Origin of the sequence: Hyphococcus sp. (assembly GCF_041986965.1) — a bacterium.
Classification (GTDB): domain Bacteria; phylum Pseudomonadota; class Alphaproteobacteria; order Caulobacterales; family Parvularculaceae; genus Hyphococcus.
Window position 1 is genome coordinate 921,470 of sequence record NZ_JBHIXB010000002.1, and the last position, 25,163, is coordinate 946,632.

30 protein-coding genes are annotated in these 25,163 nt (G+C 58.0%); 8 read left to right on the forward strand and 22 right to left on the reverse strand.

Features of this window, described 5'->3' with window-relative positions; all coding sequences use genetic code 11:
- The first annotated feature begins 2 nt into the window (after positions 1-2).
- Complete coding sequence (locus tag ACFC5L_RS13305; RefSeq protein ID WP_375202449.1) at positions 3-1,067, forward strand: GGDEF domain-containing protein; 1,065 nt, start codon at positions 3-5, stop codon at positions 1,065-1,067.
- Between the two features lie 2 nt (positions 1,068-1,069).
- Here ACFC5L_RS13305 and ACFC5L_RS13310 read toward each other — a convergent pair whose 3' ends face one another.
- Entirely contained in the window at positions 1,070-1,672 is a 603-nt protein-coding gene (locus ACFC5L_RS13310; protein WP_375202448.1) for a 2-hydroxychromene-2-carboxylate isomerase, read from the reverse strand.
- A 74-nt stretch (positions 1,673-1,746) separates the two neighbouring features.
- Between ACFC5L_RS13310 and ACFC5L_RS13315 the strand changes: the two genes are divergently transcribed.
- Positions 1,747-2,100 carry a winged helix-turn-helix transcriptional regulator gene (locus ACFC5L_RS13315; protein WP_375202447.1) on the forward strand — a complete coding sequence of 118 codons (354 nt, stop codon included), beginning with the start codon at positions 1,747-1,749 and terminating at the stop codon, positions 2,098-2,100.
- A gap of 2 nt (positions 2,101-2,102) precedes the next feature.
- On the opposite strand, the gene ACFC5L_RS13320 is transcribed toward ACFC5L_RS13315, so the two are convergent.
- On the reverse strand, positions 2,103-2,468 hold the full coding sequence (locus ACFC5L_RS13320) for a DnaJ domain-containing protein (protein ID WP_375202446.1): 366 nt from the start codon (positions 2,466-2,468) through the stop codon (positions 2,103-2,105).
- Positions 2,469-2,618: 150 nt separating this feature from the next.
- A complete protein-coding gene (locus tag ACFC5L_RS13325) occupies positions 2,619-3,479 on the reverse strand; it encodes a division plane positioning ATPase MipZ (RefSeq protein ID WP_375202445.1) in 861 nt (286 codons plus the stop codon).
- Positions 3,480-3,585: 106 nt separating this feature from the next.
- Here ACFC5L_RS13325 and ACFC5L_RS13330 point away from each other — a divergent pair, with 106 nt between their 5' ends.
- Entirely contained in the window at positions 3,586-4,410 is an 825-nt protein-coding gene (locus ACFC5L_RS13330; protein ID WP_375202444.1) for a fimbrial biogenesis chaperone, read from the forward strand.
- Here the strand turns inward: ACFC5L_RS13330 and ACFC5L_RS13335 are convergent.
- Positions 4,407-5,153, reverse strand: a complete 747-nt coding sequence (locus tag ACFC5L_RS13335) for an SPOR domain-containing protein (protein ID WP_375202443.1) — start codon at positions 5,151-5,153, stop codon at positions 4,407-4,409. The two genes, ACFC5L_RS13330 and ACFC5L_RS13335, sit on opposite strands and share 4 nt — an antisense overlap.
- Between ACFC5L_RS13335 and ACFC5L_RS13340 the strand changes: the two genes are divergently transcribed.
- Positions 5,143-5,274 carry a hypothetical protein gene (locus ACFC5L_RS13340; protein WP_375202442.1) on the forward strand — a complete coding sequence of 44 codons (132 nt, stop codon included), beginning with the start codon at positions 5,143-5,145 and terminating at the stop codon, positions 5,272-5,274. The two genes, ACFC5L_RS13335 and ACFC5L_RS13340, sit on opposite strands and share 11 nt — an antisense overlap.
- 3 nt (positions 5,275-5,277) lie before the next feature.
- On the opposite strand, the gene ACFC5L_RS13345 is transcribed toward ACFC5L_RS13340, so the two are convergent.
- The 3 genes from ACFC5L_RS13345 to ACFC5L_RS13355 are packed head-to-tail and all read right to left on the reverse strand — an operon-like array spanning position 5,278 to position 7,479.
- Positions 5,278-6,054, reverse strand: coding sequence for a hypothetical protein (locus ACFC5L_RS13345; RefSeq protein WP_375202441.1), 777 nt, complete (start codon positions 6,052-6,054; stop codon positions 5,278-5,280).
- Positions 6,054-6,485 carry a DUF1489 family protein gene (locus ACFC5L_RS13350; protein WP_375202440.1) on the reverse strand — a complete coding sequence of 144 codons (432 nt, stop codon included), beginning with the start codon at positions 6,483-6,485 and terminating at the stop codon, positions 6,054-6,056. The genes ACFC5L_RS13345 and ACFC5L_RS13350 overlap by 1 nt, the downstream gene beginning before the upstream one ends.
- A gap of 22 nt (positions 6,486-6,507) precedes the next feature.
- Positions 6,508-7,479 (reverse strand): lysozyme, encoded by a 972-nt coding sequence (locus ACFC5L_RS13355; protein WP_375202439.1) that lies wholly within the window; start codon positions 7,477-7,479, stop codon positions 6,508-6,510.
- A 412-nt stretch (positions 7,480-7,891) separates the two neighbouring features.
- Between ACFC5L_RS13355 and ACFC5L_RS13360 the strand changes: the two genes are divergently transcribed.
- Positions 7,892-8,116 (forward strand): hypothetical protein, encoded by a 225-nt coding sequence (locus ACFC5L_RS13360; RefSeq protein ID WP_375202438.1) that lies wholly within the window; start codon positions 7,892-7,894, stop codon positions 8,114-8,116.
- Positions 8,117-8,202: 86 nt separating this feature from the next.
- Entirely contained in the window at positions 8,203-8,463 is a 261-nt protein-coding gene (locus tag ACFC5L_RS13365; RefSeq protein WP_375202437.1) for a hypothetical protein, read from the forward strand.
- 1 nt (position 8,464) lies between these two features.
- Here the strand turns inward: ACFC5L_RS13365 and mgtE are convergent, their stop codons facing one another.
- The 10 genes from mgtE to ACFC5L_RS13415 form a co-directional block, all read right to left on the reverse strand.
- Positions 8,465-9,928 carry a magnesium transporter gene (gene mgtE / locus ACFC5L_RS13370; RefSeq protein ID WP_375202436.1) on the reverse strand — a complete coding sequence of 488 codons (1,464 nt, stop codon included), beginning with the start codon at positions 9,926-9,928 and terminating at the stop codon, positions 8,465-8,467.
- Between the two features lie 127 nt (positions 9,929-10,055).
- A complete protein-coding gene (locus ACFC5L_RS13375; RefSeq protein WP_375202435.1) occupies positions 10,056-10,301 on the reverse strand; it encodes a DUF1467 family protein in 246 nt (81 codons plus the stop codon).
- Positions 10,298-11,962 carry a ribonuclease J gene (locus ACFC5L_RS13380; RefSeq protein ID WP_375202434.1) on the reverse strand — a complete coding sequence of 555 codons (1,665 nt, stop codon included), beginning with the start codon at positions 11,960-11,962 and terminating at the stop codon, positions 10,298-10,300. Before ACFC5L_RS13380 ends, ACFC5L_RS13375 begins: the two co-directional genes overlap by 4 nt.
- Positions 11,962-12,732: a type III pantothenate kinase gene (locus ACFC5L_RS13385; protein WP_375202433.1), complete on the reverse strand. Its 771-nt coding sequence runs from the start codon at positions 12,730-12,732 to the stop codon at positions 11,962-11,964. Before ACFC5L_RS13385 ends, ACFC5L_RS13380 begins: the two co-directional genes overlap by 1 nt.
- A 4-nt stretch (positions 12,733-12,736) precedes the next feature.
- Entirely contained in the window at positions 12,737-13,474 is a 738-nt protein-coding gene (locus ACFC5L_RS13390; protein WP_375202432.1) for a biotin--[acetyl-CoA-carboxylase] ligase, read from the reverse strand.
- Positions 13,475-13,478: 4 nt separating this feature from the next.
- The gene (nuoN, locus tag ACFC5L_RS13395; protein ID WP_375202431.1) at positions 13,479-14,924 is read right to left on the reverse strand and encodes an NADH-quinone oxidoreductase subunit NuoN; all 1,446 of its coding nucleotides are present in this window, start codon (positions 14,922-14,924) and stop codon (positions 13,479-13,481) included.
- Positions 14,924-16,504, reverse strand: a complete 1,581-nt coding sequence (locus tag ACFC5L_RS13400) for an NADH-quinone oxidoreductase subunit M (protein ID WP_375202430.1) — start codon at positions 16,502-16,504, stop codon at positions 14,924-14,926. The genes nuoN and ACFC5L_RS13400 overlap by 1 nt, the downstream gene beginning before the upstream one ends.
- Entirely contained in the window at positions 16,504-18,663 is a 2,160-nt protein-coding gene (gene nuoL / locus ACFC5L_RS13405; RefSeq protein ID WP_375202429.1) for an NADH-quinone oxidoreductase subunit L, read from the reverse strand. Before nuoL ends, ACFC5L_RS13400 begins: the two co-directional genes overlap by 1 nt.
- A gap of 15 nt (positions 18,664-18,678) precedes the next feature.
- The gene (nuoK, locus tag ACFC5L_RS13410) at positions 18,679-18,984 is read right to left on the reverse strand and encodes an NADH-quinone oxidoreductase subunit NuoK (RefSeq protein ID WP_375202428.1); all 306 of its coding nucleotides are present in this window, start codon (positions 18,982-18,984) and stop codon (positions 18,679-18,681) included.
- Positions 18,985-18,994: 10 nt separating this feature from the next.
- Positions 18,995-19,633, reverse strand: a complete 639-nt coding sequence (locus ACFC5L_RS13415) for an NADH-quinone oxidoreductase subunit J (protein ID WP_375202427.1) — start codon at positions 19,631-19,633, stop codon at positions 18,995-18,997.
- Between the two features lie 352 nt (positions 19,634-19,985).
- On the opposite strand from ACFC5L_RS13415, the gene ACFC5L_RS13420 reads away from it, so the two are divergent.
- Both ACFC5L_RS13420 and ACFC5L_RS13425 read left to right on the forward strand, forming a co-directional pair.
- Positions 19,986-20,720 carry a DUF3108 domain-containing protein gene (locus ACFC5L_RS13420; RefSeq protein WP_445727737.1) on the forward strand — a complete coding sequence of 245 codons (735 nt, stop codon included), beginning with the start codon at positions 19,986-19,988 and terminating at the stop codon, positions 20,718-20,720.
- Between the two features lie 83 nt (positions 20,721-20,803).
- Complete coding sequence (locus tag ACFC5L_RS13425) at positions 20,804-21,298, forward strand: hypothetical protein (protein ID WP_375210750.1); 495 nt, start codon at positions 20,804-20,806, stop codon at positions 21,296-21,298.
- Positions 21,299-21,380: 82 nt separating this feature from the next.
- Here the strand turns inward: ACFC5L_RS13425 and ACFC5L_RS13430 are convergent, their stop codons facing one another.
- The 5 genes from ACFC5L_RS13430 to ACFC5L_RS13450 form a co-directional block, all read right to left on the reverse strand.
- Entirely contained in the window at positions 21,381-21,740 is a 360-nt protein-coding gene (locus tag ACFC5L_RS13430) for a cytochrome c (RefSeq protein WP_375202424.1), read from the reverse strand.
- A gap of 82 nt (positions 21,741-21,822) precedes the next feature.
- Complete coding sequence (nuoI, locus tag ACFC5L_RS13435; RefSeq protein ID WP_375202423.1) at positions 21,823-22,311, reverse strand: NADH-quinone oxidoreductase subunit NuoI; 489 nt, start codon at positions 22,309-22,311, stop codon at positions 21,823-21,825.
- A gap of 2 nt (positions 22,312-22,313) precedes the next feature.
- Positions 22,314-23,402 (reverse strand): NADH-quinone oxidoreductase subunit NuoH, encoded by a 1,089-nt coding sequence (nuoH, locus tag ACFC5L_RS13440; RefSeq protein ID WP_375202422.1) that lies wholly within the window; start codon positions 23,400-23,402, stop codon positions 22,314-22,316.
- Between the two features lie 180 nt (positions 23,403-23,582).
- Positions 23,583-24,275, reverse strand: a complete 693-nt coding sequence (locus ACFC5L_RS13445) for a head GIN domain-containing protein (protein ID WP_375202421.1) — start codon at positions 24,273-24,275, stop codon at positions 23,583-23,585.
- A gap of 169 nt (positions 24,276-24,444) precedes the next feature.
- Entirely contained in the window at positions 24,445-25,101 is a 657-nt protein-coding gene (locus ACFC5L_RS13450) for a head GIN domain-containing protein (protein ID WP_375202420.1), read from the reverse strand.
- Positions 25,102-25,163 lie beyond the last annotated feature (62 nt).

A 25,163-nucleotide genomic window follows, 5' to 3' on the forward strand; every position in this document is an offset into this window, starting at 1 on the left:
TCATGACTGTGAATAGCGAAACAACGCATCAATTTGCGGAATTAGCGCTGGCGGCGTTGAAAAAGACCGGCCTTGCCGCGACGCCGCGAAATTACGAGCTTTGGTATGCGCATGTTGAAGGGAAAAATCCTTCCCTGTCAGCGCATATCCAAAAGGCCATGGATTCTTCGGGAAAGGTTACGCAGGAAAAAGCGGACCTGCTCTACAAAAAACTGATCCAGCACTCGGATATTTCGAACGATGTCATCGATCTGATGACGCGGTTTCACACTGAAGTCACAGATCTTTACGACCTTGTCGAACAGACAGGTGAAAACGCTCAAGGCCATACCGAAAAGCTTTCGGATATTTCCGATCAGCTTCGTGATTCCAGTGAAAAATATCCTGCGGTCGGCGCCCTTCTCGAAGGTGTTATTTCGGTCGCCAAAACGATGCGGGAAGAAAACAAATATCTTGAAGATCGACTCGCCGCATCCATAGAAGAAGTCAACACCCTGCAACGTGACGTCGAAGCCATTCAGCGCGAAGCCATGCAGGATGCGCTGACCGGTGTGGCCAATCGCGCCACCTTCGATCGTTCGCTTGAAAAGCACATGAGCGAAGCAACTGAAAACGGAGAACCGCTGGCGCTTGTGCTCGGCGATATCGATCACTTCAAGAAGTTTAACGACACTTGGGGGCATCAGACCGGCGACCAGGTTCTGCGTCTTGTCGCGGAAGTCATGAACGCCAATGTCAAAGGCATGGACCTGCTCGCCCGTTATGGCGGAGAGGAATTCGCTGTCGTGCTGCCGGGCACAACATTGGAAAATGCCCGCAAACTTGCGGATAGAATTCGCAGCGCCGTTGAATCCCGGCGGCTGCGCAAACGCCGAACTGATGAAGATCTAGGCGTCATCACGATGTCGATGGGCGTTGCGCAACTAAGCGGATCTGACACGATGGAAGCCTTGATCGATCGCGCAGATAGCTGCCTCTACGCAGCAAAAAGCGCCGGACGCAATCGCGTCTGCGACGAGAAAGAGCTTAAAAGTCCGGATGCGGAAACGCGCCAGGGCGTAGCCTGAGCCTAGTCTTTCAGATCGTCGACAAGAAGTCCGAAGCGATCATGGCCCCAATATTTTTTGGGGCCCATGACCGCGAAAGGAACGCCAAACACGCCGTCTTCCGCAATCAGGTCGCGATGACGTTTCATCTCGGCGGCGACGCTTTGATCATTCTGCGCTGATCCAACAGCGCTCTTGTCCCAACCAGCTTTCTCCGCACAGCTTTCAAGGACGGACAAATCAGAAATATCTCGCCCCTTGCCCCACCGAGCGTCTGAAACCTCCAGCGCGAAGGCGAGCCCTTTGCCATCCCCCGCGGCAGCGACAGCGGCTTTGTACGAGGGCGCCAGATCCACGTCGAAAGGCTGAGGCGGATTGATCGGCAACCCCATACGCATGGTCATCCGCGGCGCATCCTGCATGTAATAGGCAAGCTTAAGCGGGTTCGCGACGGGGTCGTTGAACGCCACCCCTTCAGGCGGGCCGCTGAAAGGGATGAGCTCGGCCTCTACCCCTTCGCGCGCCAGAATATGAAGACCAAGCCGGGAATAGGGGCTTCGAAATGAATGATAGACGCGAATCGACGGCATGAAGCTTCCCTTTTCTTCTGTGGTGTGCGGATCCATTTAGTAACTTTTTTATTGCAAGTTACTATGGGCGCGCGTAACTTGCAATAAAAAAGTGACTATAAGAGATCCGCATGTCCAAGACGCCAGATTTCAAACGCTCGCCCTGCCCGCTGGCGGTGACCCTCGATATTGTTGGAGACAAGTGGTCGCTGATCGTGATCCGTGATCTCTTTCGTGGCGTAAGCCGCTACAGCGATTTTTTGAAATCACCGGAAGATATGACAACGAACATTCTCGCCGACCGGTTGAAGCGTCTTGAGGAGCATGGCCTGATCTCGAAATCGGCCTATCAGGAAAATCCAGTGCGCCATGAATATGCGCTAACAAAAAAAGGCCGCGCGTTGGGGCCGGTGCTGCGCGAAATCGTTCATTGGGCGAACGCCTATTACCCGGGCACGATCAAGCCGTCGCTCGATAAGCTTTAGATTCAACCGTCCAGGCTGCGCAGCAAGAGGTCGCGTGCTTCGTTGATCTTTGCTGCAAGATAATCCGTGCCCCCCTTATCAGGATGAAGCTGCGCAATGAGTTTACGATAAGCGCTGCGCACTTCTTCTGCGCTGGCGCCGGACTTGAGGCCAAGCACAGACAGGGCCTCTTCCTCACTCATACGGCGCGCTGGCGGCGACGCCGGCGGCGCCTCATTCGTTTCTACGGGCCCTGCCCGGCCTCGCCAGGCCTCTATCGCAGTCACACCGCCAGCCGCCAGCAACACCATGAAGGCAATCGGCCAGAGCTTCACCGCCAACAACGCCGCTGTCAGGGCGAGCCAGACAACCAGCTTCATTATGGTCATCGGCCGCTCCTCTCCCTCCTCGCGATTTCCCGCAAGGCGAAAAAGCAGCCAACCCGCAGCTACGAAGGCAATGAAGAGCGCGATCAGGGCAAAAGACATGAAACGAACATAGCCGCACGATCACCCAAGGGCGATGCCATCCATTAGGGATCAGGCCGCCGCGGCGCTCTTTTTCTCGCCGTCCTCGGAAGATTCTGCCGCAGGATGGTCTTCCACCGGCAGTTTGAGGGACGCCACCAAAGAGCGAATTTCAAGGCGCGCCGTTACATGGCTCATGGTGGACAGGCGGACAGGCGAATTAACGCCGCCGAGATCAAGCAAAGTCAGCCCAATGGGAAAGAGTTCACGATAGATCACCCGGTCGCCAAAACCTCGCGCGAGCCGGAAACCAATCCGCGAGGACAGCTCTTCCAGCTTGTCTCCCATGGTTTTCTTGTTCCGGGCTCTGGTCGCAGACAGGCGGTTGCGCATGACGATCCAGTCGATGCCGCCGCGCACCCCCATCATGGCTCGCTGCTTGCGGGCGGTCCAAACCATTTCGCTGTAAAGGCTGGGGCCGAGCACCTTGCCCGTTCCGGGATCGACTTTGGCCAGCAGGTCAAAATCCACAAAGCTGTCATTCAGCGGCGTGACAATCGTATCCGCATGCAGATGGGCGAGCCGCGACAGATGCGTGTTCGCGCCGGGACAGTCGATTACGACGAAATCAAAGCCTGCAAGCGATTTGAGCGCGCTTTTAAGGCTTTCCGTCTCTTTCTTCTGGGACTCGGCGCGACTGTCGAGAGAAGACGGCTCAACCGTCACAACCTTCGGAAAAACAAGCTCTTTATCATTGTTTTCGCAGAACTTTTTTCGATTCTCCAGATATCGGGTCAAGCTGCCCTGACGCAGGTCGAGATCCATCGCCCCGACCGTCTTGCCGGAGCGCAGGAGCGCCACGATCAGATGCATGGCGGTCGTTGATTTGCCGGAACCGCCCTTTTCGTTCCCGAGCACGATTACGTGAGTCATTGAAAGCGTCCGCTCTCGGCCCCTGAAGGCCGGGTTTTCATAGATTTTGCTTACTCATGGGAAACTCTCCCCGTGTAATTTCGACTGTGAGACGATTCTGAGGCTTATGGCGATAGCGAAGAGATATAGCCTTCCGGCGCGCCTTCTCGCGGCGCTGGCGCTGCTGTTAACCGTTCAGGCTGCAGCGCATGCGGATATGGGTCTTTCGCCCCTGCGTCAGGTTCTGAGCCGAAACGAGCCAGTCGCGGAATTCACCGTTTCCAACCCCTCCGACAGGATTATGGACGCGAAAGTCACCTGGACTGATTTGGCCGCGACGGAAACCGGCTACGATCCCGCAGATCCGGAGTTACGCGCAAAATTGAGCGCTGCGCCCTGGCTTGTCGTTTCGCCGGCGAGTTTTCGACTGAAGCCCGGCGCACGTCAGACGGTGCGCGTCGAAATCAAAAGCGGCGTGAAACTGCCAAAAGGCGAACGCCGCTCCCACTTGCTGATAGAAACAGAAGCCTCACGCTCCGCCCTTCGCAAAGCAAGCACCGGCCTTCAGGTGGATGTGAGCCTTGGCATGTCGGTGCCGGTTATCCTGCGCAATGGCGGCAAGGCGGACGCAAAGATTACAGACGTTCGCCTGCTGCGCGACGATGACGGATCATTGATGCTTGAAACATCGATCGAACCCAAAGGCGAATGGTCGAGCTACGGAAGGCTGGTTGCAACCTACACGCCCAAAGGCGGCGAAAAGGAATTGCTCGGCCTGCGCGACAATGTCGCCGGTTATAAAGATGCGACGCTGCGCAAAGTTACAATTCCACTTGGCTATGTTTCTCTTGGCGCCGGCGAGCTTGTTGTTCGCTATGAGGGCGCCGCCGAGTTTGCCGGCGTCATATTCGATGAGCGCGCCTTTGACATCGCACCGCCGGAAAACGACTAGCCGCCATTCTCCGCAAGCGACAACCGATCCCCCTCAAAACTCGCCACAGAACAGAAAAGGCCCTTGGCCTTTAGTTGGCCGCACAACACTTCCGCCTTGTCTTTGGCGGCAAAACCACCGCCAATAAGCCGAAGAAAACGCCCCTTCCCTTCAACATTGACGCCTTCAACACGCGGTTCCAACAGCCCGAGTTCGTCCGGGTTTTCCCGCTGCAATTGCCGCCACCCGGCGCGGGCCTCATCCATCTTGCGATAGGAAGCAAGATGAACGCCGAAGAGCACGCTTTCGGTTTGAATATCGCCCTCCGCCTCGTTTTCAAAAACCGTTTCATTGGAGGCGAAAGTCGGCTGCACCAGCCGCGGCGACGTCTCAACAGGCACATCAGTTTTGGCGAGCGCGGGAGAAGCCGCGTCATCAACAACCGCATTGGGGCGCGGCGCGCCGTCATCTACTGTAATTTCCGGCGCCGGGGGCAATTCAGGCTCCGGATCTTTCAGTTCAGGCGCATTACCACCCGCCTGCTGGTCACGCTCGCGTTTTAGAGCCAGAAGTTCGTTTGCAAGGCGTGCGTTTTGCGACTTGAGTTTCGCAACTTCGGCTTCGAGGGACGCCACCTGAACCTGTGCGGCCTCGGCGTCGCCTTCGACGCTAACGGAAGCATCGCTTGAGCCGCCCGGAAAAGAAGCGCAGGCCGAAAGAAGTCCCAAAATCAGGAACGCGCCAAGAGGTCTGATGATCGGCAAGGGCCGGTTTCTCCCTGAGAATCCAGAATCGCTGACCTATAATAAGCATCCCGACCCTCGGGTCCAATGCCTTGATGAAAAAGCGGAGAAAAAGCCGCAAGAAAAGGGCACGCTGGCGTGATTCTTACAATCCCGCGCCGGCGGCCTTGTCACGCCCATAGGATATCGGCGTGAAGGAGAGCGCCGCCCCGGCCGTATCCTTCTCAATCAGACCCACCTCATAGAAAGACGCTGTGCCGCCTTGGAGGGCGCCGGAGGTGAAAGCCATGATCTCCTCCACACCGTCATTGTCGAAATCAGCATTGGCTATTTCATGGATTCGCCAGGTCATGGCGCCGGAAGATATGCGCCACACAGCGCCTTGCGCTTTTTCAACGTGAACATCGTCGCCGGAACCCATCTCGCCGAATTTCATGGCCCCGGCGAGCGCGGCGACCTCTTCAGCCTCGGGCGAGCCTTCTTTAAAAAAGGACCTTTCCGCCGGCCGGGCGTTCGAAAGCGCCGCCAGCGTTCCACAGGCGCGGACAAAATAGGCCTCACGACGCATGTCCCGCGAGCTTAAAGCATACCAGCCATCAAAGCTCATCTCGCCATAATCGCGACAGGTCCTGCACTCTTGGGCGGAAACACTCATATCTGTCGGATGAGACATGGAGACAGAAACCGGTTTTCCCTCAATATCGACCACCTGACGGTCGCGCAGGGTCAGCAATTCCTTTCGCGAAAAACATTTCGCCGAAACAGCTTCGAACAGACCAAGATCGCTTTTGAGGCACACTTCATAACCGGCAGGAGCCGTAGTCATGGAGTGTTCGGAATCACCGCCCGGTACGGCGATATATGCGACGCCTGCAGCGCCAACCGCGCCTGCGCCCATAATCAAGGTCTTGATCATCTGCATTACAAAAGCCCCAATTCCGCGAGTTCCGCTCCCAATTCAGGCGGGGGCGCTTTCCTGCCCCTCATTTTCAAATCCTTCGGCGCATCTTCGTCTTTCAAATAACGCCAGCCCTGAAAAGCGCGACGCGGCTGCGGCTCGGTCAAGATATAGGCAGGATCTAGCAGGATCGCTGTGCGCTCAATCTCATCCTTGCCGGTCCGCCGCTCAAAACCAAGAATTTTCTGCCGGGCAAGAACCACGCCCTTGATGACCCAGTAGATTGAGCCGCCAGTCAGCAGCTCCTCCTCACGCCTCGGATGCATGCGCGTCACATGATCATGAATACGGCCATGACCTGCAGCCTCATTGACGCCGCAGCGATAGTCGATCCGCGCAACAAGGTCTTCGACGCTTTCAGCGCCGGCGCATAATTTGATAAAATGCAATGTCATTCCGGCAAAATCTTGCGCCGGGCTATTCCGCGACGCGCAGCCGCGCGAGATCGCGCGCCCGTTGCCGTTTCAGATCGTGCCGCGCCGCGCGTTTTACAAGGATGTAGAGGATGAAATACGACATCGCCGCGCCAATGCCGGAAAGCCAGATCGGGAGATTTTCAAAAATGGTCGCGAAGCGATCATAAGTCAGGCCCATGGCCTCCGCGATCCCGGGCGCTTCCTGACCGAGCAACAACAACGCGCCAACGCCCGTCATGGCGAAAGCGAGCAGCCCCGCGAGCAGCGCGCCGACGGTGACGCCCATATCGGCGCGCTCTTCGGCTTTCGAGATAATCATCTTGGACGGATCGCCCGACAACGCTTGCGTCGCCGCAAACAGCGACCGTGTCCGCGCGGCGCGCTCTTCCGGTGAAAGGGCTTTCTTGGCGTCTTTTTTGTACTCGTCAAAATCGACCAGCGGCTTTGCGTTGTAGACCTTGTCGGAAATAAATTCCGGTTCGCATTCCGACGCAGGATGAACGTCAGAGGACGGAACAACAAGCGCCGCATCTGTCGGCATGAGGAAAAGGGACTTCTCCGCCGCGCGCCGGCGCACAAGCCCGTCCAGCGTTGCAAGCTCATTGTTGACGAAGGCTTTGGTCCAAAGCTCAAAAGCATTCGCGGCGCCGATCTTGTCGCCTGCGTTCAGTTTTCTCAGCACGGTCGAATGGCGCCAGTTGTCTTCGCCAATATTGAAGATAAGCGAAACCAGCGCATCATGTTCGTTCTGATTGAGCGGCGCGCGCACCGTATCACCAATCAATTGTTCGATCGGCTTAACGTCGTCCTTCAAAAGGCGCTCGGCGTCACCCTCGGTAACGCTCATGCCGTGACGCGCTGAACCGGTGTGGCCATAGCCCACCGTCCATTGTTCGGTCGGAGCGTAATGCGCAGACATGCGCAGGCCCTCATACCCCTTGATCAGATTAAGACCGGTCTCTCCCGTCCGCATCAGACCCGCTCAAACCCCCTCTGGACCTCGCTCCCCGCAAGGAGCTTACTCTGGAAGCCGCGCCCTATCGGCGCGTTCGCCCACGCGACTCCCCCGTCAAACGTCGTTAACGATTCCTACCACGAGAGGTCCCGATTGGGTAGCCGGAGGCGTGAATCTGGCCGATTTTCGCCCCGACGCGGCGCCGAAACGGCACAGTCCTGTGGCGCTTTTGCACGCTCCAGTCCCGATGCGGTTTTCCACATCCCCTCTGTTTCAAAGATAATTCCTTGATTCAAAACGGATTTTATTCTGCTCCCCGAGATTCGGAGCCGCCCGATTCTGGCACAAGACTTGTGAGAAGGCTTGCGGGAGAGCCCCCTTTCACCCGCCAAAAGTGTTAAGATAGGCATGGGGGCGTTTGAGGTGACTTATGTTGGGTAATGGCGTCACAAACATCATCGCCGCGGCGATCATCGCTCTGGCGATCCTGTGGACAGGCGGGATTGGCGGCCGGAACGATAGCGGCCCCATGAGCGATGAAGAGTTTGAAGCCTGGTATGCGCGCGCCGTTGGCGACATTCGCAATGACATTGTGGTCAATTGCGGCTGTTGCGGCGACGAAGGCCCCAGGAGGGCCGCCGCCGAGTCTTTTTAGCGCCCCGTCCGGTTCCGACCCGGCTGGCCGGTTATAATCCGGTCGCCCCACTGGAAACGCGGCGGGTTCCGCCAACCGAACCGCCTGTGACGCCGCCGGCGCCCGTCGAGGTGTTGCCGCCGCCGTTCTTCCCGGGCTGGCCGGCTGTGCCGCCGGTGATCCCGCCCGTTGTGGTCATTCCGCCAGTCGAGCCGCCTTGCGATGAAGACAATCCCGATGACGAGGAATGTGAGCCGGAAGAACCGCCCGTGGACGCGCCGGAACCAACCCTGCCCCTCATCCTTTTGGCGGGCGGCCTGGTTTACTGGACGCAACGCTCGCTGAAAAAAGCTCCGCCCGCGGCGTAAATCAGCCCGCCGCCGGCAGGAGCACAGCCGCAGCAAGCCCAAGGAATACAAAAAATCCGACAACATCTGTCACCGTCGTGACGAAGACAGCGGATGACACCGCCGGGTCGGCGCCGGCGCGCTGCAACCCGATGGGCACCAGAATGCCGGCAAGGCCTGCACAGAGCAGATTGACGATCATCGCGACGCCGACGACGAGCCCAAGACGAACCGCATCATCCTCTCCGCCCCAGCCGCTTGCGAAATACCACACGCCCGCAAGCCCGCCCATGATGATGGCGAAAAGAACACCATTGAACAAACCAACCAGCGCTTCACGGAAGACAACGCGCATGGCGTTGGACGCCGTCAGGTCTTTCGTGGCAAGCGAGCGCACAACAACGGTAAGCGTCTGTGTGCCCGCATTGCCGCCCATGGAGGCGACAATCGGCATCAGGACAGCAAGCGCAACAATCTGACCAATGGCGCCGTCAAAGAGCGCAATAACAAGCGAAGCGAGAATCGCCGTCGCCAGGTTCACCGCCAGCCAGGAAAAGCGCGACCGCACAGTCTCAAACACAGTGTCGTTAAGGCCCGTATCCGCTTCAACGCCGCCCAGCGCCAGCATGTCTTCCTGGGTCTCTTCACGGACCATTTCAACGACGTCATCAACGGTGATCATGCCGATCAGACGGTCGGCGTCATCCACAACCGGCGATGAAATAAGATTATACTGTTCGAAGAGATAGGCGACCTCTTCCTGGTCCATGGTGACCGGCACCGTGCGCATGTCCCGGCTAGTCATAATGGTTTCGATAACGGTTTCACGCGGCGACTTCAGTAGAGTCGACAAGGGAACCGAGCCGATCGGCTTGAAGGCGGGATCGACGACGAACACTTCGTAAAAACGGTCGGGCAGTTCCTCCGTGCCGCGCAGCCGGTCGATAATCTGTCCCACCGTCCAGAAAGCGGGCGACGCGAAAAACTCGCGCTGCATGAGACGGCCGGCGCTTTCCTCTTCGAAATCGAGGGCCGCACGCAAAGCCAGCCTGTCTTCGAGTGGCGCGAAGGAAAGAATCTCCGCCTGTTTTTCCTCGTCGAGATCTTCAAGGAGAAATGTCGCGTCGTCGGTGTCGAGTTCGGCGACAGCCTCGGCGACCTTCTCAGGCTCCATCACCTCGATAATGTGTTCGAGAAGATCTTCGTCGAGTTCGGCGAGCACTTCCGACGGCAAGGAGCCGCCCAAAAGCCCGATCAGCGCCTCACGGTCTTCCTCATGCAAGAGGCCAATAAGGTCGGCGATATCAGCAGGGTGAAGTTCGCGCGTCAGCCCTGCAAAGGCTTCTGCATCCTCCGCCTCGATGGCGTCGGCGACGGAACGCACGAATTCCGGCGTCAGGGTCTGGTCTTCCGCGAACTGGCCATCCCCTTCCGGCGGCTGACCGTCGGGGCGCGCTTCTTCTTCAACGGGCGCAGTTTCGCTCATGGCTGCCCCTCGCGGCTGGCGACCGGAGTCAGGTGAATGGGATTGCCTTCACCTGTTGCTATTCTAGCCCTTGAATGAACGCAAGAGCGGGAAAAGCCTATTTTTTTAAGAAGTTAAAGCGCCGGACCTAGTCCCGAAAATTGAAAACACCGCTCAATATGATCGCGGCGGTGATCGCCCAGAAGACAAAGGCTATTTTCGTGGCGAGCCAGGCTTTTTGCTTCAATTTTGGATCAGTGGGGGCGCCGGGGTCCGCGCCGTCAACGCCGTCGTCGGGCGCTTCCCACCGCCCTTCCACATTTCTGGGCAGGACGGCGAGAAAAACGATCCACCACCAGATCACATAGATAACAACGGCGCCGGCGATATTCATGCTTCTGTCCTGTGAATATGCGTAATAATGACCGGGCGCTTGCCCCAGACATCATCATAATAGACCCGCGCTGCGCGCTTCACCGCCAACATGACAGCCTCGTCGTCCCTGCGCTTTGTTTTCGGCAGGGCCAGAACCGCATCCTCGATGTCGTCGGCAAGCCCCGCATCCTCAGGGCCAGTCTCGTCATCATCGACAACGCCAATTCCCTCGACGATCACATCATCCGCAAGCGCGCCTTTTTGATCCAGCACAAGAGAAACCGCGATAGCGCCCGCATAGGAAAGTTTACGGCGTTCACGCAAAGGCGCTGCGCCGTCCGGCAGAAGGACATCGCCATCAAGATAAATGCGTCCCGCCGGGACTTCGTCGATCCGCTCTGGCCCGTCGGGTGCGATGCGAATGAGGTCACCATTGCGAGGCGCAAAGGATTTCTCTGCGCCAAGCTCAAGCGCAAACTCTGCATGTTCTTCAAGATGACGCGCCTCACCATGCACCGGGATCGCAATGCGCGGACGAGCCCATTCATACATGGCCCGCAACTCTTCCCGGCACGGATGCCCGGAAACATGAACAAACTCGTCCTTCTCCGTAATGATCTTGACGCCGAGCTCCACAAGATCGTTTTGAAGGTTGTAAATCTCGCGATCATTTCCAGGAATGATTTTCGAGGAAAATATGACGGTGTCGCCTTCGGAGAGCGTCAAATCGCGGTGATCGTTGCGAGCAATGCGTGAAAGCGCGGCGCGCGGTTCACCCTGACTGCCGGTGCAAAGATAAAGCACATGCTGGCGCGGCAGATGACCGGCGTCCTGCGGCTCAACAAAACGCAAGCCTCTGGGCAGAATTCCAACTTCTTTCGCCGCATCCACGATGCGCAACATGGAGCGCCCAAGCAGACACACACTGCGGTCGGCCGCCGCCGCCGCCTCGCAAATGGAAACAACGCGGGAGACATTGGACGCAAAGGTCGTCACCGCAACACGGCCTTCCTGTTCGGCAATCAGCTTTGTCAGTGACTTCTTGACCGCCGTTTCAGAACCGGACTCGCCCGACGACAGAACATTCGTTGAATCGCAAACCATGGCGAGAAGACCGTCGTCCCCCAGCTTTTTGATCGTGCCGCTGTCCGTTAGCGGTCCAAGCGAAGGTGATTTATCGATCTTCCAGTCGCCGGTATGAAGCACCGTTCCAAATTCAGTGCGCAAAATGACGCCGCTTGGTTCAGGGATCGAATGGGTGAGCGTCACATATTCAATGTCGAACGGCCCCAGCGTGAAACGGGCGTTCATGTTTATGACATTCAGCTCGACATCCGCCTTGTCATACTCCTCAAGCTTGCGCGCAACGAGCGCGGCGGTGAAAGGCGTCGCGTAGATGGGACAACCGAGCTTCGGCGCGAGCAGCGCCACCGCCCCGATGTGATCTTCATGGCCATGCGTCAAAAGAAGACCGTGAAGCGCTTCCTTTTCTTCAAGGATATAAGTCGGATCCGGACAAATGAGATCAATGCCCGGCGTCGTCAGATCGCCGAACATGACGCCGCAGTCGATCATGATCCATTGCCGATTGGCGGCGGAACCGACGCCGTAAAGGTTCATATTCATGCCGATCTCGCCGGAACCGCCGAGCGGCAGAAAAACAAGCTCCTTCTTCGACATTATTTCGCCTTCAGCCGTTTCGAGATTTCGAAGAGCCCGCGAATAGTGAGATCGTGGTCGAAAATATCGATGGCGTCGGTTTGTCCTTCAAAGAGAGACGCGATGCCGCCCGTCGCCACGACTTTCATCGGCGTTGGATATTCCGCCTTGATCCGCGCGAGGAGCCCTTCGATGAGAGAAATATAACCCCAGAAAACACCCGTTTGCATGGCGCCGACGGTGTCTGTGCCGATGATTTTTTCCGGCTTTTCAATGGCAATGCGCGGCAAACGCGCCGCCGCCTCGTGCAGGGCCTGCATGGAAAGATTGATGCCCGGCGCAATGACGCCGCCTTCAAAGCCGCCATCGGCGCCGACGATATCGAAATTTGTAGCAGTGCCGCTGTCGACCACGACGAGTGGACCGCCATGGGCCGTAAAGGCGCCGACCGCATTCACCAGCCTATCGGCGCCCGCTTCGGACGGCTTCGTGATACGCACCTCAACGCCCGGAATATTGTCATGCCCGATGACGAAGGGTTCGCAATTGAAATAGCGGCGCGAAAGATTGCGCAGATGAAACAATGACTGCGGCACCACAGTTGAAATGATGCACTCTTTTATGTCGCCAAGCCCGTAGCCGACGAATTCCATGAGCTGAGAAAGCCAGACGGCGTACTCATCGGCAGTGCGGGTCGTCGAAGTGGACGCCCGCCACTGCGCGGCGGGCTCGCCTTTATCATAAAGCGCGATCACCGAATTTGTGTTGCCGACGTCGATGGCTAGAAGCATGCCGTTATTCCTGACTTTGCGGCGAAAAAAACACATCGCCAGCCGCGATTGTCCGCGTTCCGGCCTCCGAGCGCAATACAAGCGCGCCGGTTTCATCAATCCCTTCAAAAACGCCTTTCAACTCCTGATTAGGCAGGCGGACCGTGATGGTTCGCCCCAGACCGCCCGCGCGTGCGAGCCAGGCGTCCCGGATCGGGGCAAACCCCGCCGTTTTCCATTGCCTGTAAAAGGTCCAGAAATGCCCATCGAGCGACGCAGCGAAAGCGCCGGGCCCTGGCGGCGGGGAGACATGATCCACAAGGCGGGCCACAGCGTATGGCATGCCGTCCGGCGCCGTCACCATGTTGACGCCGACGCCAATGGAAAGATGACTGCCGAGATTTTCGAGAAGAATGCCGGCGCATTTGCCGCCCTCGATCAAGACGTCATTGGGCCATTTGAGCGTAATCTTGTCTTCGGCGATGGATTCATCAACCGCCGAAGCGAGCGCCAGCGCGACGATAAAGGAAAGCTCGCCCCAACGCTCCATTGGCGCATCCGGCTTGAAAAAAAGCGTCCCTGCAAAGTCGCCGGTCTCCTGCTCCCAGCGGCGTCCGCGCCTGCCGTATCCGGCCGTCTGGCGCAACGCCAGAATCCAGACCGGCCCGTTCGCTCCGGCTTCGGCGCGGCGGCGCGCTTCAGCGCTCGTCGAATCGAGCGTGTCGAAGATTTCAATCAGCGTTCCTGACGGAAGCTTGCGCACTTTTTTAGAAAAGAGACGCCGCGGCGGTCTCAGCGATCTGCCGCAGATAGCCCATGCCAATGGTCAGCACCGGAAACATCAGAGCAGCCGAACCCCAGGCCGCAAGCCCGAGAGCCGATCCGTGATCGCGCTCAAACGCCGGCGCCGGTTCGTCGAACCACATGAACCAGACGACCCGCAAATAGTAAAATGCGGAGACCGCGCTGGCGAATACGCCCGCAACCGCAAGCCAGATGAGCCCATTATCGACCGCAGCCAGAAACACATACCACTTGCCGAAGAAGCCGGCTGTCGGCGGCACGCCCGCAAGGGAAAAAAGCAGCACGGTCAGAATCAGCGCCATCGGCATATTCGTTCGCGACAGCCCCGAAAGATCGGAAATGTTCTCCGTCATGCCGCCGCGGCGTCGCATCATCAGGATGACGGCGAAGGTTCCGACCGTCATGACGATGTAGATCGCCATATAGATCAGGACCGATGAGACGCCGGAAGACGAGCCCGCAGCAAGACCGATCAGCGCATACCCCATATGGCCGATAGAGGAATAAGCCATCAGGCGCTTGATGTTGGTTTGCGCGATTGCGGAAAATGCGCCCACCATCATCGAAGCCAGCGCTATGAGCGCAATTACGGGCTGCCAGTCATCGACAATGCCGGGGAAAGACGACATCAGGACGCGGGTGAACAAAGCCATAGCGGCAAGCTTCGGCGCCGCCGCGAAGAAAGCCGTCACCGGGGTCGGCGAGCCTTCATAGACGTCCGGCGTCCACATGTGGAACGGCGCGGCCGAAACCTTAAAGGCAAGCCCTGCGATCATGAAGACGAGACCGATCACAAGACCGGCGTTTTCAGCATCCGCGGTCGCAGCCCTGGCGATTTCCGTAAACAGGGTCGATCCCGTAAAGCCGTAAACAAACGACGCCCCGTAGAGCAGCATGCACGAAGACAAAGCGCCAAGAACAAAATATTTAAGCCCGGCTTCGGTGGAGCGGCGGCTGTCGCGGTTGAAGGCGGCGAGAATGTAAAGCGCAAGGCTCTGGGTCTCGATGCCCATATAAAGCGAAATAAGGTCCGTCGCCGAGACCATGAGCGACATGCCGAGCGCAGCGAGCACGATCAGCACCGGATATTCGAACCGGCCAAGCTGTTCGCCGGCAAGATATCGGTCCGACATCAAAATGGCGAAGGCCGCTGCGCCGAAAATCAGAATTTTGCAGAAGGTCGAAAAGGCGTCGATGCGGAAGGCGCCGTCAAACAAAGACGCGGTCGCCCCGCCGCCAGGGGCGACAAGCACGAGGACGCCGGCGAGAATAAGCAGCAACACCGCCGAGATGGAAATTTTCGACGCAGCCTTGTCGCCCAGAAAAACGCCGGTGATGAGGAGCGCCATGGCGCCGATTGCAAGCGCCAATTCCGGCCGCGCAAAGGAAAGGGTTTCAAAAAGGCCCATCAGTTCACTCCGCCCGCAACGAGCGCCGCGTTGTAATTCTCAATCAAAAGATCCACCGCCGGGCTGAAGACGTTGAGCGCCGGCCCCGGATTGAAACCAAGGAACAAGGCGAAGGCCATCAGGACGCCGAGCATTGCAAGTTCACGCGTATTGACGTCCGTGATCGCCATCAGCGCTTCTTTTTCGAGCTTTCCGTACATGACTTCGCGATAAAGCCGCAGCGCATAGGCCGCCGAGAAGATGACGCCAAACGCAGCAAAGAAGGCGATCCATGAGTTCAGCTTGAACGCGCCGGTCATGGTGAGAATTTCGCCGACAAACCCGCTGGTCCCCGGCAGGCCCACATTGCCCATGGTAAAGAAGAGGAAAAGGAAAGCGTAAAGCGGCATGCGATGCACAAGTCCGCCATAGGCCGAGATCTCGCGCGTATGGATGCGGTCATAAACGACGCCAACACAAAGGAAGAGCGCCCCGGAGATGAAGCCGTGAGACAGCATCTGGAACAAGGCGCCGTCGATCCCCTGCTCCGTGCCGGTGAAAATCCCCATGGTCACAAAGCCCATATGCGCGACAGATGAATACGCGATGAGCTTTTTCATGTCTTCCTGCGCGAGCGCCACGAGCGACGTATAAATGATCGCGATGACCGAGAGCGCAAAGACAAAGGGTGCGAAATCGGCGCTCGCCAGCGGGAACATGGGCAGTGAGAAGCGAAGGAAGCCGTAGCCGCCCATTTTCAGAAGGATCGCCGCCAGAACCACGGACCCCGCGGTCGGCGCCTGAACGTGCGCATCGGGCAGCCAGGTGTGGACCGGCCACATGGGCATCTTCACTGCAAAAGAAGCAAAGAATGCAACCCACAGCCATTTCTGGGCGCCTGCCGGGAAGTCGAAATTCTGCAGCGCCGGAATATCCGTCGTTCCGGCCTGGGCATACATCCACGCCATGGCGATCAGCATCAGCAGCGAGCCGAGGAGCGTGTAGAGGAAGAATTTGAGCGAGGCGTAGATGCGGCTCGGCATCACGACGCCCGCAAACTCTTTCGTCCCCTTGGAGCCCCAGACGCCGATGATGAGGAACATCGGAATGAGGCTTCCTTCAAAGAAGAAATAGAAGAGGAAGAGATCGAGCGCACAGAACACGCCAATCATCAGCGTTTCAAGAATAAGAAACGCAATCATGTAATCAGCGATGCGGTTTTTGATCGAGTTCCAAGACGCCAGAATACAGATCGGCATAAAGAAGGTCGTCAGGAGCACAAACAGGATCGAAATCCCGTCGACGCCCATTTTGTAGCTGATCCCGCCGCCAAGCCACGGGAACTGCTCCACAAGTTGGAAGCCCGCGATAGATGGATCGTAAAGCGCAAAGGCGCCGAGCGAGAGCAGGAACGTAAACGTCGTGACAACGAGCGCGATGATGCGCGAATTTCGCTCAACCGTCGGAAGATCGTCGGCGGCGATGGAGCCATCGTCATTCTTGCGCGCCACCATTCGCGCAGCGATGATGAACAGAGCGCCCACGAGCGGCGCAAAGGTGATGAAGCTGAGCCAGGGCTGGTTGGCGAAACTTTCAGTCATTACTGGCCGCCCCCCGCCCGGATAAGAATGAAGGTCACGAGAAGCGCAATCCCTACAAGCATTGCAAAGGCGTAGTGATAAACATAGCCGCTCTGCATCTTCACGATGCGGCGCGCTCCTGCGGCGACAACGGTTGCAATGCCGTCTGGTCCGACGCCGTCGATGGTCTTGCCGTCGCCATCCTTCCAGAGGAAGCGGCCAATGGCGTAAGCGGGCTTCACAAAGATGAAGCTGTAAATCTCATCGAAGTACCATTTATTCTTCAAAAAGGCGTAGATCATGCCGCCCGGCCGCAACCAGCCCGGCTTTAACGGATCGCCTCTGAGATAATGCCAGCCGGCCATGAACGAACCTGTCAGCATGGCGATGAACGGCGCCCACAACACCCACGCCGGAATATCATGATGGCCGCCGCCATGTTCTTCTTCCGCAGCGCCATGGTCGTCGGCGGCCGCATACCCGTCCGCTGGCTCATGGCTTGTGTCCTCATGCGCTTCGCGCAAGGCGTCGACTTCGCCAGCATTCAGGTGATCGGCGACCGTCGCTTCATCTTCGTGATGCACCTCTTCCGCAGAATAAAGCGCGCCGTTCCAGAACTTGTCAGAGTTGTCGCCGACGAAGTAACCGTAGAAGGCCATCCCGGCGACAAGCGCACCAAGCGCCAGCGGGATTAGCGGCGCCATCATGGTGTCCGGCACGGCGTGCGGATGTTTGCGGATATGCTCCGGCGCACGGGACGGGCCCCAGAAGGTGAGGAAGATAAGACGCCAGGAATAAAAGGCCGTCATCACTGCGGCGAGCAGCCCGAGCGTGAAGGCGAAATAACCAAATGCGGCGCCCGCCTCGCCCCCGAAGAAGGCGCTCTCAAGGATCATGTCTTTTGAGACAAAACCCGCCGTGCCAAGCGGCGCGCCGAACAGGAACATGCCGGGGATCCCGACCCCGGTAATGGCGATGGTGCCAATCACCATCAGCATGTGCGTAAAGGGCATCAGTTCTTTGACGCCGCCCATCTTCTTGATGTCCTGCTCATGATGCATGCCAATAATGACTGCGCCGGAACCGAGGAACAAAAGCGCCTTGAAGAAAGCGTGCGTGAAGAGATGGAACATCGCCGCGTCATAGGCGCCGACGCCAGCCGCGAAAAACATGTATCCAAGCTGAGAGCAGGTGGAATAGGCGACGATCTTTTTAATATCGTCCTGCAGGAGCCCGACAGTCGCGGCGAAGAACGCGGTCACCGCGCCGACCAGCGTCACCAGCGCCGCAGCGCTTGGCGCGTATTCAAAGATCACAGAACAACGGCAAACAAGGAATACGCCGGCGGTCACCATGGTGGCGGCATGGATAAGCGCCGAGACCGGCGTCGGACCTTCCATGGCGTCGGGAAGCCATGTGTGCAGGAGGAATTGCGCCGACTTGCCCATGGCGCCAATGAAGAGCAGCACCGCGATCACGGTGAGCGCATGGAAGTCCCAGCTCAGGAAATGGATGGTCAGTTCCTGAATGTGGGCGCCTTCGGCGGCGTTCCATGGCGTCGCGGTCGCGTTCGTCGCGATCGCCTGAAAGACTTCGTCGAACTGGATGGTGCCGAAAACGTAGAAGACAGCCATGATGCCGAGCGCGAAACCGAAATCCCCCACCCGGTTGACGATGAACGCCTTGATCGCCGCATCGTTCGCTGACTTTTTCTTGAACCAGAAACCGATCAAGAGATAGGAGGCGAGACCAACGCCCTCCCAGCCGAAGAAAAGCTGCAGGAAATTGTCCGCCGTGACGAGGCAGAGCATGGCGAAAGTAAAAAGCGACAGATAGGCGAAGAACCGCGATTGCTCGCCATAGTCCTTCATATAGCCCATGGAATAGGTGTGAACGAGGAACGACACCGAATTCACGACAACCAGCATCACGGCTGACAGAGAGTCGAGCCGCACAGACCAGTTCGCCTGGAAATTGCCGGAGCCGATCCATTCGAACAGCGTGATGGTGCGCGCATTGCCGCCGACCGCCACGTCGAAAAACAAAAACCACGACATCACAGCCGCAATCAGCAGAAGACCGGTCGTTAACAGTTCTGATGCGCGATAGCCGAAGGCGCGGCCCACCGGCATGGAAAGCATCGCGCCAAAAAGCGGCAGTAAGACGACAAAGGGTTCCATGAAACTTGAGCGCCCCTAGTTCTTCATCAGGCTGGCGTCATCGACAGCGATGTCGCCGCGATTGCGGAAGAAGGCAACAAGAATGGCGAGCCCGACGGCAGCTTCAGCCGCCGCGACGGTCAGCACCATAAAGGCGAAAACCTGGCCGACGAGATCGCCGAGAAACTGTGAAAACGCCACGAGGTTGATATTCACCGCCAGCAGCATCAACTCGATCGACATCAAGATGACGATGACATTCTTCCGGTTCAGGAAGATGCCGGCCATGCCAATGGCGAAGAGGATCGCCGCGACGGAAAGATAATGCCCAAGCCCGATCATGACATCGCCCCTATGACAGCCCCTGCCCCGGCCGGATGTCCACAAGCTCGTAGCCTTCCTCGCGCTTGCGGCCAACCTGCGCCGCAGGGTCCTGTTTCTTGATTCCCTCCCGCGTACGGAAGGTGAGGATAATCGCGCCAATCATGGCGACCAAAAGCACCATGCCCGCGATCTGAAAATAATGGACGTAATCCGTATAGAGGATCAGTCCCAGCGCCTCGATATTGGTCGGTCCGTTCGGATCGGCGACCGTCTGCGCCGCCGTCGGCGAGGGGTGCGCTCGCGCAAGCTCCGCATCGGACGGGAACGCCCAAACGAACACCACCATGATGAGCTCTACGACGACAACCGCCGCAAGCGCGCCGCCAATTGGCAGATATTGGAGGAAGCCCTGCTTCATCTCGACGAAATCGACGTCGAGCATCATCACGACGAACAGGAACAGAACCGCCACCGCGCCGACATAGACAACCACCAGCACCATGGCGAGATACTCCGCGCCCATGAGCACAAAGAGCCCGGCGGCGGAGATAAAGGCCGAAATCAGAAACAGGACCGAATGGACCGGATTCTTCGACGCCACGACCATCAGCCCCGAGGCGATGGCGGCGAAAGCGAACAGATAAAAGGCAATGGCGGCGATGGACATAAGGCTGGCGCGCGAGGCTTTCCCGGACCGATAAGTGGCTCGTTAAAAAACGCGCCGAAGTGGCGCTTATGGACTGGTTTCCCGCGCCCCTTCCCCGCCGGATACGGCGCGACTCAAGACGTCAGGCGATACTGGCCGCGCTTTTAGAGGCATTGGCCGGGCTTTGCAAAGGGATAGCCGCGCAAAATCAGCGGAATTCCGGGGCTTTTCGCCACGCCTTGTCTTCCCCCTCATCCCTGCCCGTGGGGACCGTTCACCGCACGAGGCCAACAGCTCGTCACATCCCCATCGACGCGAGGGGCGGCCCGGTTAAGCTGCCCGCCAATCAAAATGGAGGGGCGTCGTGAAAAAGATGTTTTCAACAGGGCTGACGGCAGGTCTGGCCGGGGGCCTCGCCGCAATCGTCACCGCAGGGCATGCGCTTGCCGCCTCCCTGCCCGTGGATCTTAACGGGGTGGAGTTTGCGCCGGTCCGGTTCCAGCTGCTCCAGCATGGGGAAAATGTTGGCGAGATGTTCTATTCCATGGAGCGGCGGGACGGCGAGATCGTCATTCATGACGGCACCACCATGCTGCCGGACATTCGCGAATCAGGGACCCTGGTGATCGACGCCGACACTCTTTTGCCCAAGCGGGTCGTGATCGACGGCGATTTCAGCCGGACCGTTCTCGACATCGACCTCGCCTTTGACGGGCGCAAGGGCGCCGGCGTTTATCGCATCAAGCGTCCCAGCGAGACCGAAAAGACTGACCGGCCGTTTGAAATCGACCTGCCCGAGGGCGCCGTCGCCCGGGCGTCGATCTTCGGCCTGATGGCGGGCCTGCCCGTCAGGGAGGGCGCGTCATTCGCATTCCAGTGGTTTAACGAGCTTGGGGGCGCCCTCGCCGATGCGGAGCTTGTGGTGGAAGGCAGAAAAACGATTGAGGTTCCCGCCGGCGTTTTCGAAACCTATGAAATCAAGCTCAACGCTCAGCCCGCCAATGTGGTTTATCTGACGGTTGAAGCGCCGCACAAACTTGTGCGCATCGACGTGCCCGGTCAGGACATGAAATTCGAGCGCTTGCCGGCGGAGAATAAGGCGGAATAAAGACGCAGCCGGCCTTTAACTGGTCAAACTCACCCCTCAGTCTTGTAACCGCCCCATCCGGGGCGATCACTATGGGGGAGATCATGACCAACACCAACATCACCACACTTGTATTGGCCGGCGCACTCAGCGCAGGCTTTTTTCTTGCTGCGACACCCATAAATGCTGCGGCGGAAACCTATCGATCATCGAGCTCGAAAACGCTCTTGAGAACCGCGCAGCCTGCAGATGAAATAGGGTCGAAGCTCAACGCCATCAAAGCGAACCTTGAGACCTTTTCCAGCCCAAAAGCTACAAAGCGTTCACAACTCACATCATTGAAACGCGCCATCGCCGATACGGATGCATTGGAAGCGGCGTTGGAGCCCGTCAAGGACGCCGACGCCGCCAAAGAAGCCGTCGCAGCGTTGCAAGCGAAACTGAATGAGGCGCTCAAGGATCTGGAAGCCGAAGACAAGCTCGGCAATTTTGAAATCCAGGACCTGATGTCTACGTTCAATCAGGCTGAAACATTGGCGTCGTCCGTACAGAAAAAGAAAGACGACACCAAGAGCTCTGTTATCAGCAAGGTCGGTTAGCGAGAATAACAACTTCGCGGGAGCCTTCAGAATGGATGGCTCCCGCGTTCAGGCGATCGGTTCAGCCGGTGCGCCGGGTTGATTACAGCGACGATAAATAAGCCGCGAGATCGTCTACGCGGTCAGGCTCAACGATGAGACTCGGCATGTTCCGATGCGGCGACCGCAACAAGGCGGCCAGCGCCGTGCGGGTCATGTCCGGCCTGTTGGCGAGCGCCTCGAAAGACGGCGCAGCCGCATTCGGCGAATTGACCTGGCCCGGTTCAACCGCATGACAGGAGGCGCACGCCTCCCGCGCGTAGCCAAGGCCCAGCTCCGCCGCACTGGTTTCCACATGGCCGGCGGCGGCCCCGTCAGCGGCGCATCCCGCAAGCCCGATGACAAGCGCCGCGCCCGAAGCGGCCCAAAAGGCTGGATTTGTGAATGATGAAAGACCGGCCATGCAACGTCCCCTTCGCTGTCCGGGGACAATTAAAGCATGAGGGCGACACCCGCGCCACTGCCCAGCCAGGCAGCCAAACAAATTACCGATAAGGTGCGTCGAGCTCGAGATTGCGGGCGATTTCCCGCTCCCAGCGGTCGCCATTCGCGAGCAGCCGGTCCTTGTCGTAGAACAGCTCTTCACGCGTTTCCGTGGCGAATTCGAAATTCGGACCTTCGACAATCGCGTCCACGGGGCAAGCTTCCTGACAGAACCCGCAATAGATGCATTTGGTCATGTCGATGTCATAACGCGTCGTGCGCCGTGAACCGTCATCGCGCGGTTCAGCCTCGATGGTGATTGCCTGAGCCGGACAGATCGCTTCGCAAAGCTTGCAGGCGATGCACCGCTCTTCCCCGTTCGCATAACGGCGCAGCGCATGCTCACCGCGGAAACGCGGGGACAGCGGGCCTTTCTCAAACGGATAATTCAGCGTCGGCTTCGGCCGCACATAATATTTCATCGCAAGGCCGAACGCCTTGACGAAGTCCCAAAGCATGAAGCCTTTGAGCGCCTGTGCGATGCGAGACATCCCTAGCTCCTCCAGCTTTGCAGATAATCAACGGCGCCTGGGAACATCAACAAGATGCCCGCCACCAAGACAACCCAGACCAGCGACAGCGGCAGGAAAATCTTCCAGCCGATACGCATGAGCTGATCATAGCGGTAACGCGGCACAATCGCTTTCACCATGGCGAACAGGAAGAAGAAGAAGACGATTTTGAGAATGAACCACAGAACCGGCATGGGCCCCCATGCGAGGAACGGCGCCCAGTCCGTCGGGATCGGCGAGTGCCAGCCTCCGAAGAACAGCACTGTCAACATGGCGCACATCAGGACGATGTTGGCGAGCTCACCGATCATGAACATCAGAAACAGGGTCGAGGAATACTCCACCTGATACCCGGCGACGAGTTCCGATTCCGCTTCCGGCAGATCGAAAGGCGGACGGTTTGTTTCAGCGAGCGCCGAGATGAAGAACACCACAAACATCGGGAAAAGCGGAATAAAATTCCAGTTCCAGAAGCCGCCGCCGGCGCGGGCCTGAGACTCGACGATCTCAGAGAGATTGAGCGAGCCCACAAGCAGGAGAACGGTGATGATGACGAAGCCGATGGAAACCTCATAGGAGACCATCTGGGCCGCCGACCTGATGGCGCCCAGAAAGGAATATTTCGAGTTCGAGGCCCAGCCCCCCATGATGACGCCGTAAACGCCAAGGGACGAAATCGCGAAGAGGTAAAGAATCCCCACATTGATGTCGGCGCCCACAAGGCCGGGGCCAACCGGGATCACCGCCCAGCCCACAAGGGCCAGAACGAAGGTAATGATCGGCGCGAGGATGAAGACGACCTTGTTTACACCGGCCGGGATCAGGATTTCTTTGAAAACAAATTTGAAGAGATCAGCAAAGGACTGGAGCAGACCGAAGGGGCCAACCACATTCGGGCCTTTGCGGAGCTGAACCGCCGCCCAGACCTTCCGGTCGAAATACATAAGGAACGCCTGCGCCACCAGCAGGGTCACAAGGATTGCGAGCGCGCCCGCAGCCGTCGATGCGAGCCACCAGCCCCAGCCCTGATCGGCTGGACGGGTCACCAGATTTGTCCAGATCTCTTCCATGGGCCCGCGTCATAACGGGGATCGCGCCTCCAGAGCAAGCACTCCGTGCGATTGCACAGGGCGCTGGCTCCAGATTTTTTCGATTGGGGCGCTTTCCAGAGCCAACCGGAGAGCGCTTGGGCGGAAAACGGGCCAATCCGTCGCAGACTGGCTCCGTCCTCCCCCGGATCCCGGCGATCTTTATTTCACCGAAATGCTGGCGATGAAGCTGCTCGACTTTTCCACATTCGATGGCGAGCCATAGATATCCACGGAGCCAATGCCGCTGACCGATGCGTCGACCGCCTCGCTGGCGTAGACGCTGGCCGAACCGACGCCAGAGACTTCAATATCCACCTCACGACATTCAAGACCCTTGGCGTCAAGATCACCGACACCGGAAACATCCGCATCGAGCCGACCGCAGGAGCCGTCAATATTCAGATCGCCGACCCCGGCAAGATCAATCTCAAAATTGTCAGCATCAACGCCTTCGATCCGGCCATCTGCGACGCCGGCGATGTCAACGCTCTTCAGCGCAGGCAAGGTGATCTCCGCTGTCAGGCCGAAATCGCGCCAGCGATGCGCGCCTCGCTGGCCTTCCTTGCGGTCAAGCTTGAGAACGCCATTTTCAACGCCAGCCTCAAGCCGCTCCATTTCCGACGGAGCGCCGGAAATGACGACGGAAAAGTCGCCGCCGACAGTCACGTCGAGTTCGAATACGCCGCCCACATCGATTTCATCAAAACCGGTAAGATCAAACGTCTCGGTGACGTCCTTGCTCTTATCACGGTCACTCACATCCCTGAGTGAACCAAACGCATAATTAGCCGCTGTCGCAGCAATGCCGATCGCCAGAACCAGGCCGATAATAATTCCAAAGAAAATTCTCATGGGTCGCCTCCCGTCTTTCCCCGTCCCCCAATACCGATAAATATAGCACCACCAGGTGACAGAACCAATGCAGCCAACCGCGCCGCGCCTTCGCCTTATCGAGTTCGGAGGGCCACAAAAAAAAACGCCGCGCATTAGCGCGGCGCAACAATAAGGCTTAGCGATTGCGTCAGTGAACGCTGATATCTGCAAACATGCTCTTGTTCTTGCGCACTTTCTCAGGCGATCCGTAGACGTCTATATCGCCCATGCCGGAGACTTTCGCATCCACTTCATCGCTGGCGAAAACAACCGCACTGCCGACGCCTGAGACCTTCACATCCGCCGCACTGCATTCAAGATTGCGGGCGTCAAGATCGCCGACCCCGGAAAGGTCCGCTTCAAGGGCGCCGCACTCACCGTCGATGACAAGGTCGCCTACTCCCGAGATTTTAACAGTAAAATTATCTGCATCGACATCCGAAATATGGCCGTCAACGACGCCGGAAATCTTGACTGCTGTCAGGCTTGGCATGGTGATAACCGCCTCAACGCCGTCACGGTGATTGTGCTTTTTCTCGCCTTTCATGCGCTTGCGCTGGTCGAGGACAAGCGCGCCGTTTTTCACAGAGGCGTCTACCCTGTCCATTTCATAGGCCGGTCCCGAAAGCTCAACTGAAAAATCCGATCCAACGCGCACATCAAGTTCATAAACGCCGGCGATAGTGATGGCGTTAAAACCTGTGAGCTCAAGCTTTTGCGTCACTGTTTCTTCATCATGCGCCAATGATGCGCCCGCAGCGAGCAGCGCCATCGCGCAAGCCGAAAGAATAACTTTGTTTCTCATCGATCGCCTCCATCTCTTGCGACGAATGTAGCGTTTTAAAGCTGTGCCGTGAAGTTCGCCTT

Coding starts and splice junctions, on each gene's coding strand:
- ACFC5L_RS13305 (WP_375202449.1), top strand. CDS start 3: ATGACTGTGAATAGCGAAACAACGCATCAATTTGCGGAATTAGCGCTG.
- ACFC5L_RS13310 (WP_375202448.1), bottom strand. CDS start 1,672: ATGGATCCGCACACCACAGAAGAAAAGGGAAGCTTCATGCCGTCGATT.
- ACFC5L_RS13315 (WP_375202447.1), top strand. CDS start 1,747: ATGTCCAAGACGCCAGATTTCAAACGCTCGCCCTGCCCGCTGGCGGTG.
- ACFC5L_RS13320 (WP_375202446.1), bottom strand. CDS start 2,468: ATGACCATAATGAAGCTGGTTGTCTGGCTCGCCCTGACAGCGGCGTTG.
- ACFC5L_RS13325 (WP_375202445.1), bottom strand. CDS start 3,479: ATGACTCACGTAATCGTGCTCGGGAACGAAAAGGGCGGTTCCGGCAAA.
- ACFC5L_RS13330 (WP_375202444.1), top strand. CDS start 3,586: ATGGCGATAGCGAAGAGATATAGCCTTCCGGCGCGCCTTCTCGCGGCG.
- ACFC5L_RS13340 (WP_375202442.1), top strand. CDS start 5,143: ATGATCGGCAAGGGCCGGTTTCTCCCTGAGAATCCAGAATCGCTGACC.
- ACFC5L_RS13345 (WP_375202441.1), bottom strand. CDS start 6,054: ATGCAGATGATCAAGACCTTGATTATGGGCGCAGGCGCGGTTGGCGCT.
- ACFC5L_RS13350 (WP_375202440.1), bottom strand. CDS start 6,485: ATGACATTGCATTTTATCAAATTATGCGCCGGCGCTGAAAGCGTCGAA.
- ACFC5L_RS13355 (WP_375202439.1), bottom strand. CDS start 7,479: ATGCGGACGGGAGAGACCGGTCTTAATCTGATCAAGGGGTATGAGGGC.
- ACFC5L_RS13360 (WP_375202438.1), top strand. CDS start 7,892: ATGTTGGGTAATGGCGTCACAAACATCATCGCCGCGGCGATCATCGCT.
- mgtE (WP_375202436.1), bottom strand. CDS start 9,928: ATGAGCGAAACTGCGCCCGTTGAAGAAGAAGCGCGCCCCGACGGTCAG.
- ACFC5L_RS13375 (WP_375202435.1), bottom strand. CDS start 10,301: ATGAATATCGCCGGCGCCGTTGTTATCTATGTGATCTGGTGGTGGATC.
- ACFC5L_RS13380 (WP_375202434.1), bottom strand. CDS start 11,962: ATGTCGAAGAAGGAGCTTGTTTTTCTGCCGCTCGGCGGTTCCGGCGAG.
- ACFC5L_RS13385 (WP_375202433.1), bottom strand. CDS start 12,732: ATGCTTCTAGCCATCGACGTCGGCAACACAAATTCGGTGATCGCGCTT.
- nuoN (WP_375202431.1), bottom strand. CDS start 14,924: ATGGGCCTTTTTGAAACCCTTTCCTTTGCGCGGCCGGAATTGGCGCTT.
- ACFC5L_RS13400 (WP_375202430.1), bottom strand. CDS start 16,504: ATGACTGAAAGTTTCGCCAACCAGCCCTGGCTCAGCTTCATCACCTTT.
- nuoL (WP_375202429.1), bottom strand. CDS start 18,663: ATGGAACCCTTTGTCGTCTTACTGCCGCTTTTTGGCGCGATGCTTTCC.
- nuoK (WP_375202428.1), bottom strand. CDS start 18,984: ATGATCGGGCTTGGGCATTATCTTTCCGTCGCGGCGATCCTCTTCGCC.
- ACFC5L_RS13415 (WP_375202427.1), bottom strand. CDS start 19,633: ATGTCCATCGCCGCCATTGCCTTTTATCTGTTCGCTTTCGCCGCCATC.
- ACFC5L_RS13420 (WP_445727737.1), top strand. CDS start 19,986: ATGTTTTCAACAGGGCTGACGGCAGGTCTGGCCGGGGGCCTCGCCGCA.
- ACFC5L_RS13425 (WP_375210750.1), top strand. CDS start 20,804: ATGACCAACACCAACATCACCACACTTGTATTGGCCGGCGCACTCAGC.
- ACFC5L_RS13430 (WP_375202424.1), bottom strand. CDS start 21,740: ATGGCCGGTCTTTCATCATTCACAAATCCAGCCTTTTGGGCCGCTTCG.
- nuoI (WP_375202423.1), bottom strand. CDS start 22,311: ATGTCTCGCATCGCACAGGCGCTCAAAGGCTTCATGCTTTGGGACTTC.
- nuoH (WP_375202422.1), bottom strand. CDS start 23,402: ATGGAAGAGATCTGGACAAATCTGGTGACCCGTCCAGCCGATCAGGGC.
- ACFC5L_RS13445 (WP_375202421.1), bottom strand. CDS start 24,275: ATGAGAATTTTCTTTGGAATTATTATCGGCCTGGTTCTGGCGATCGGC.
- ACFC5L_RS13450 (WP_375202420.1), bottom strand. CDS start 25,101: ATGAGAAACAAAGTTATTCTTTCGGCTTGCGCGATGGCGCTGCTCGCT.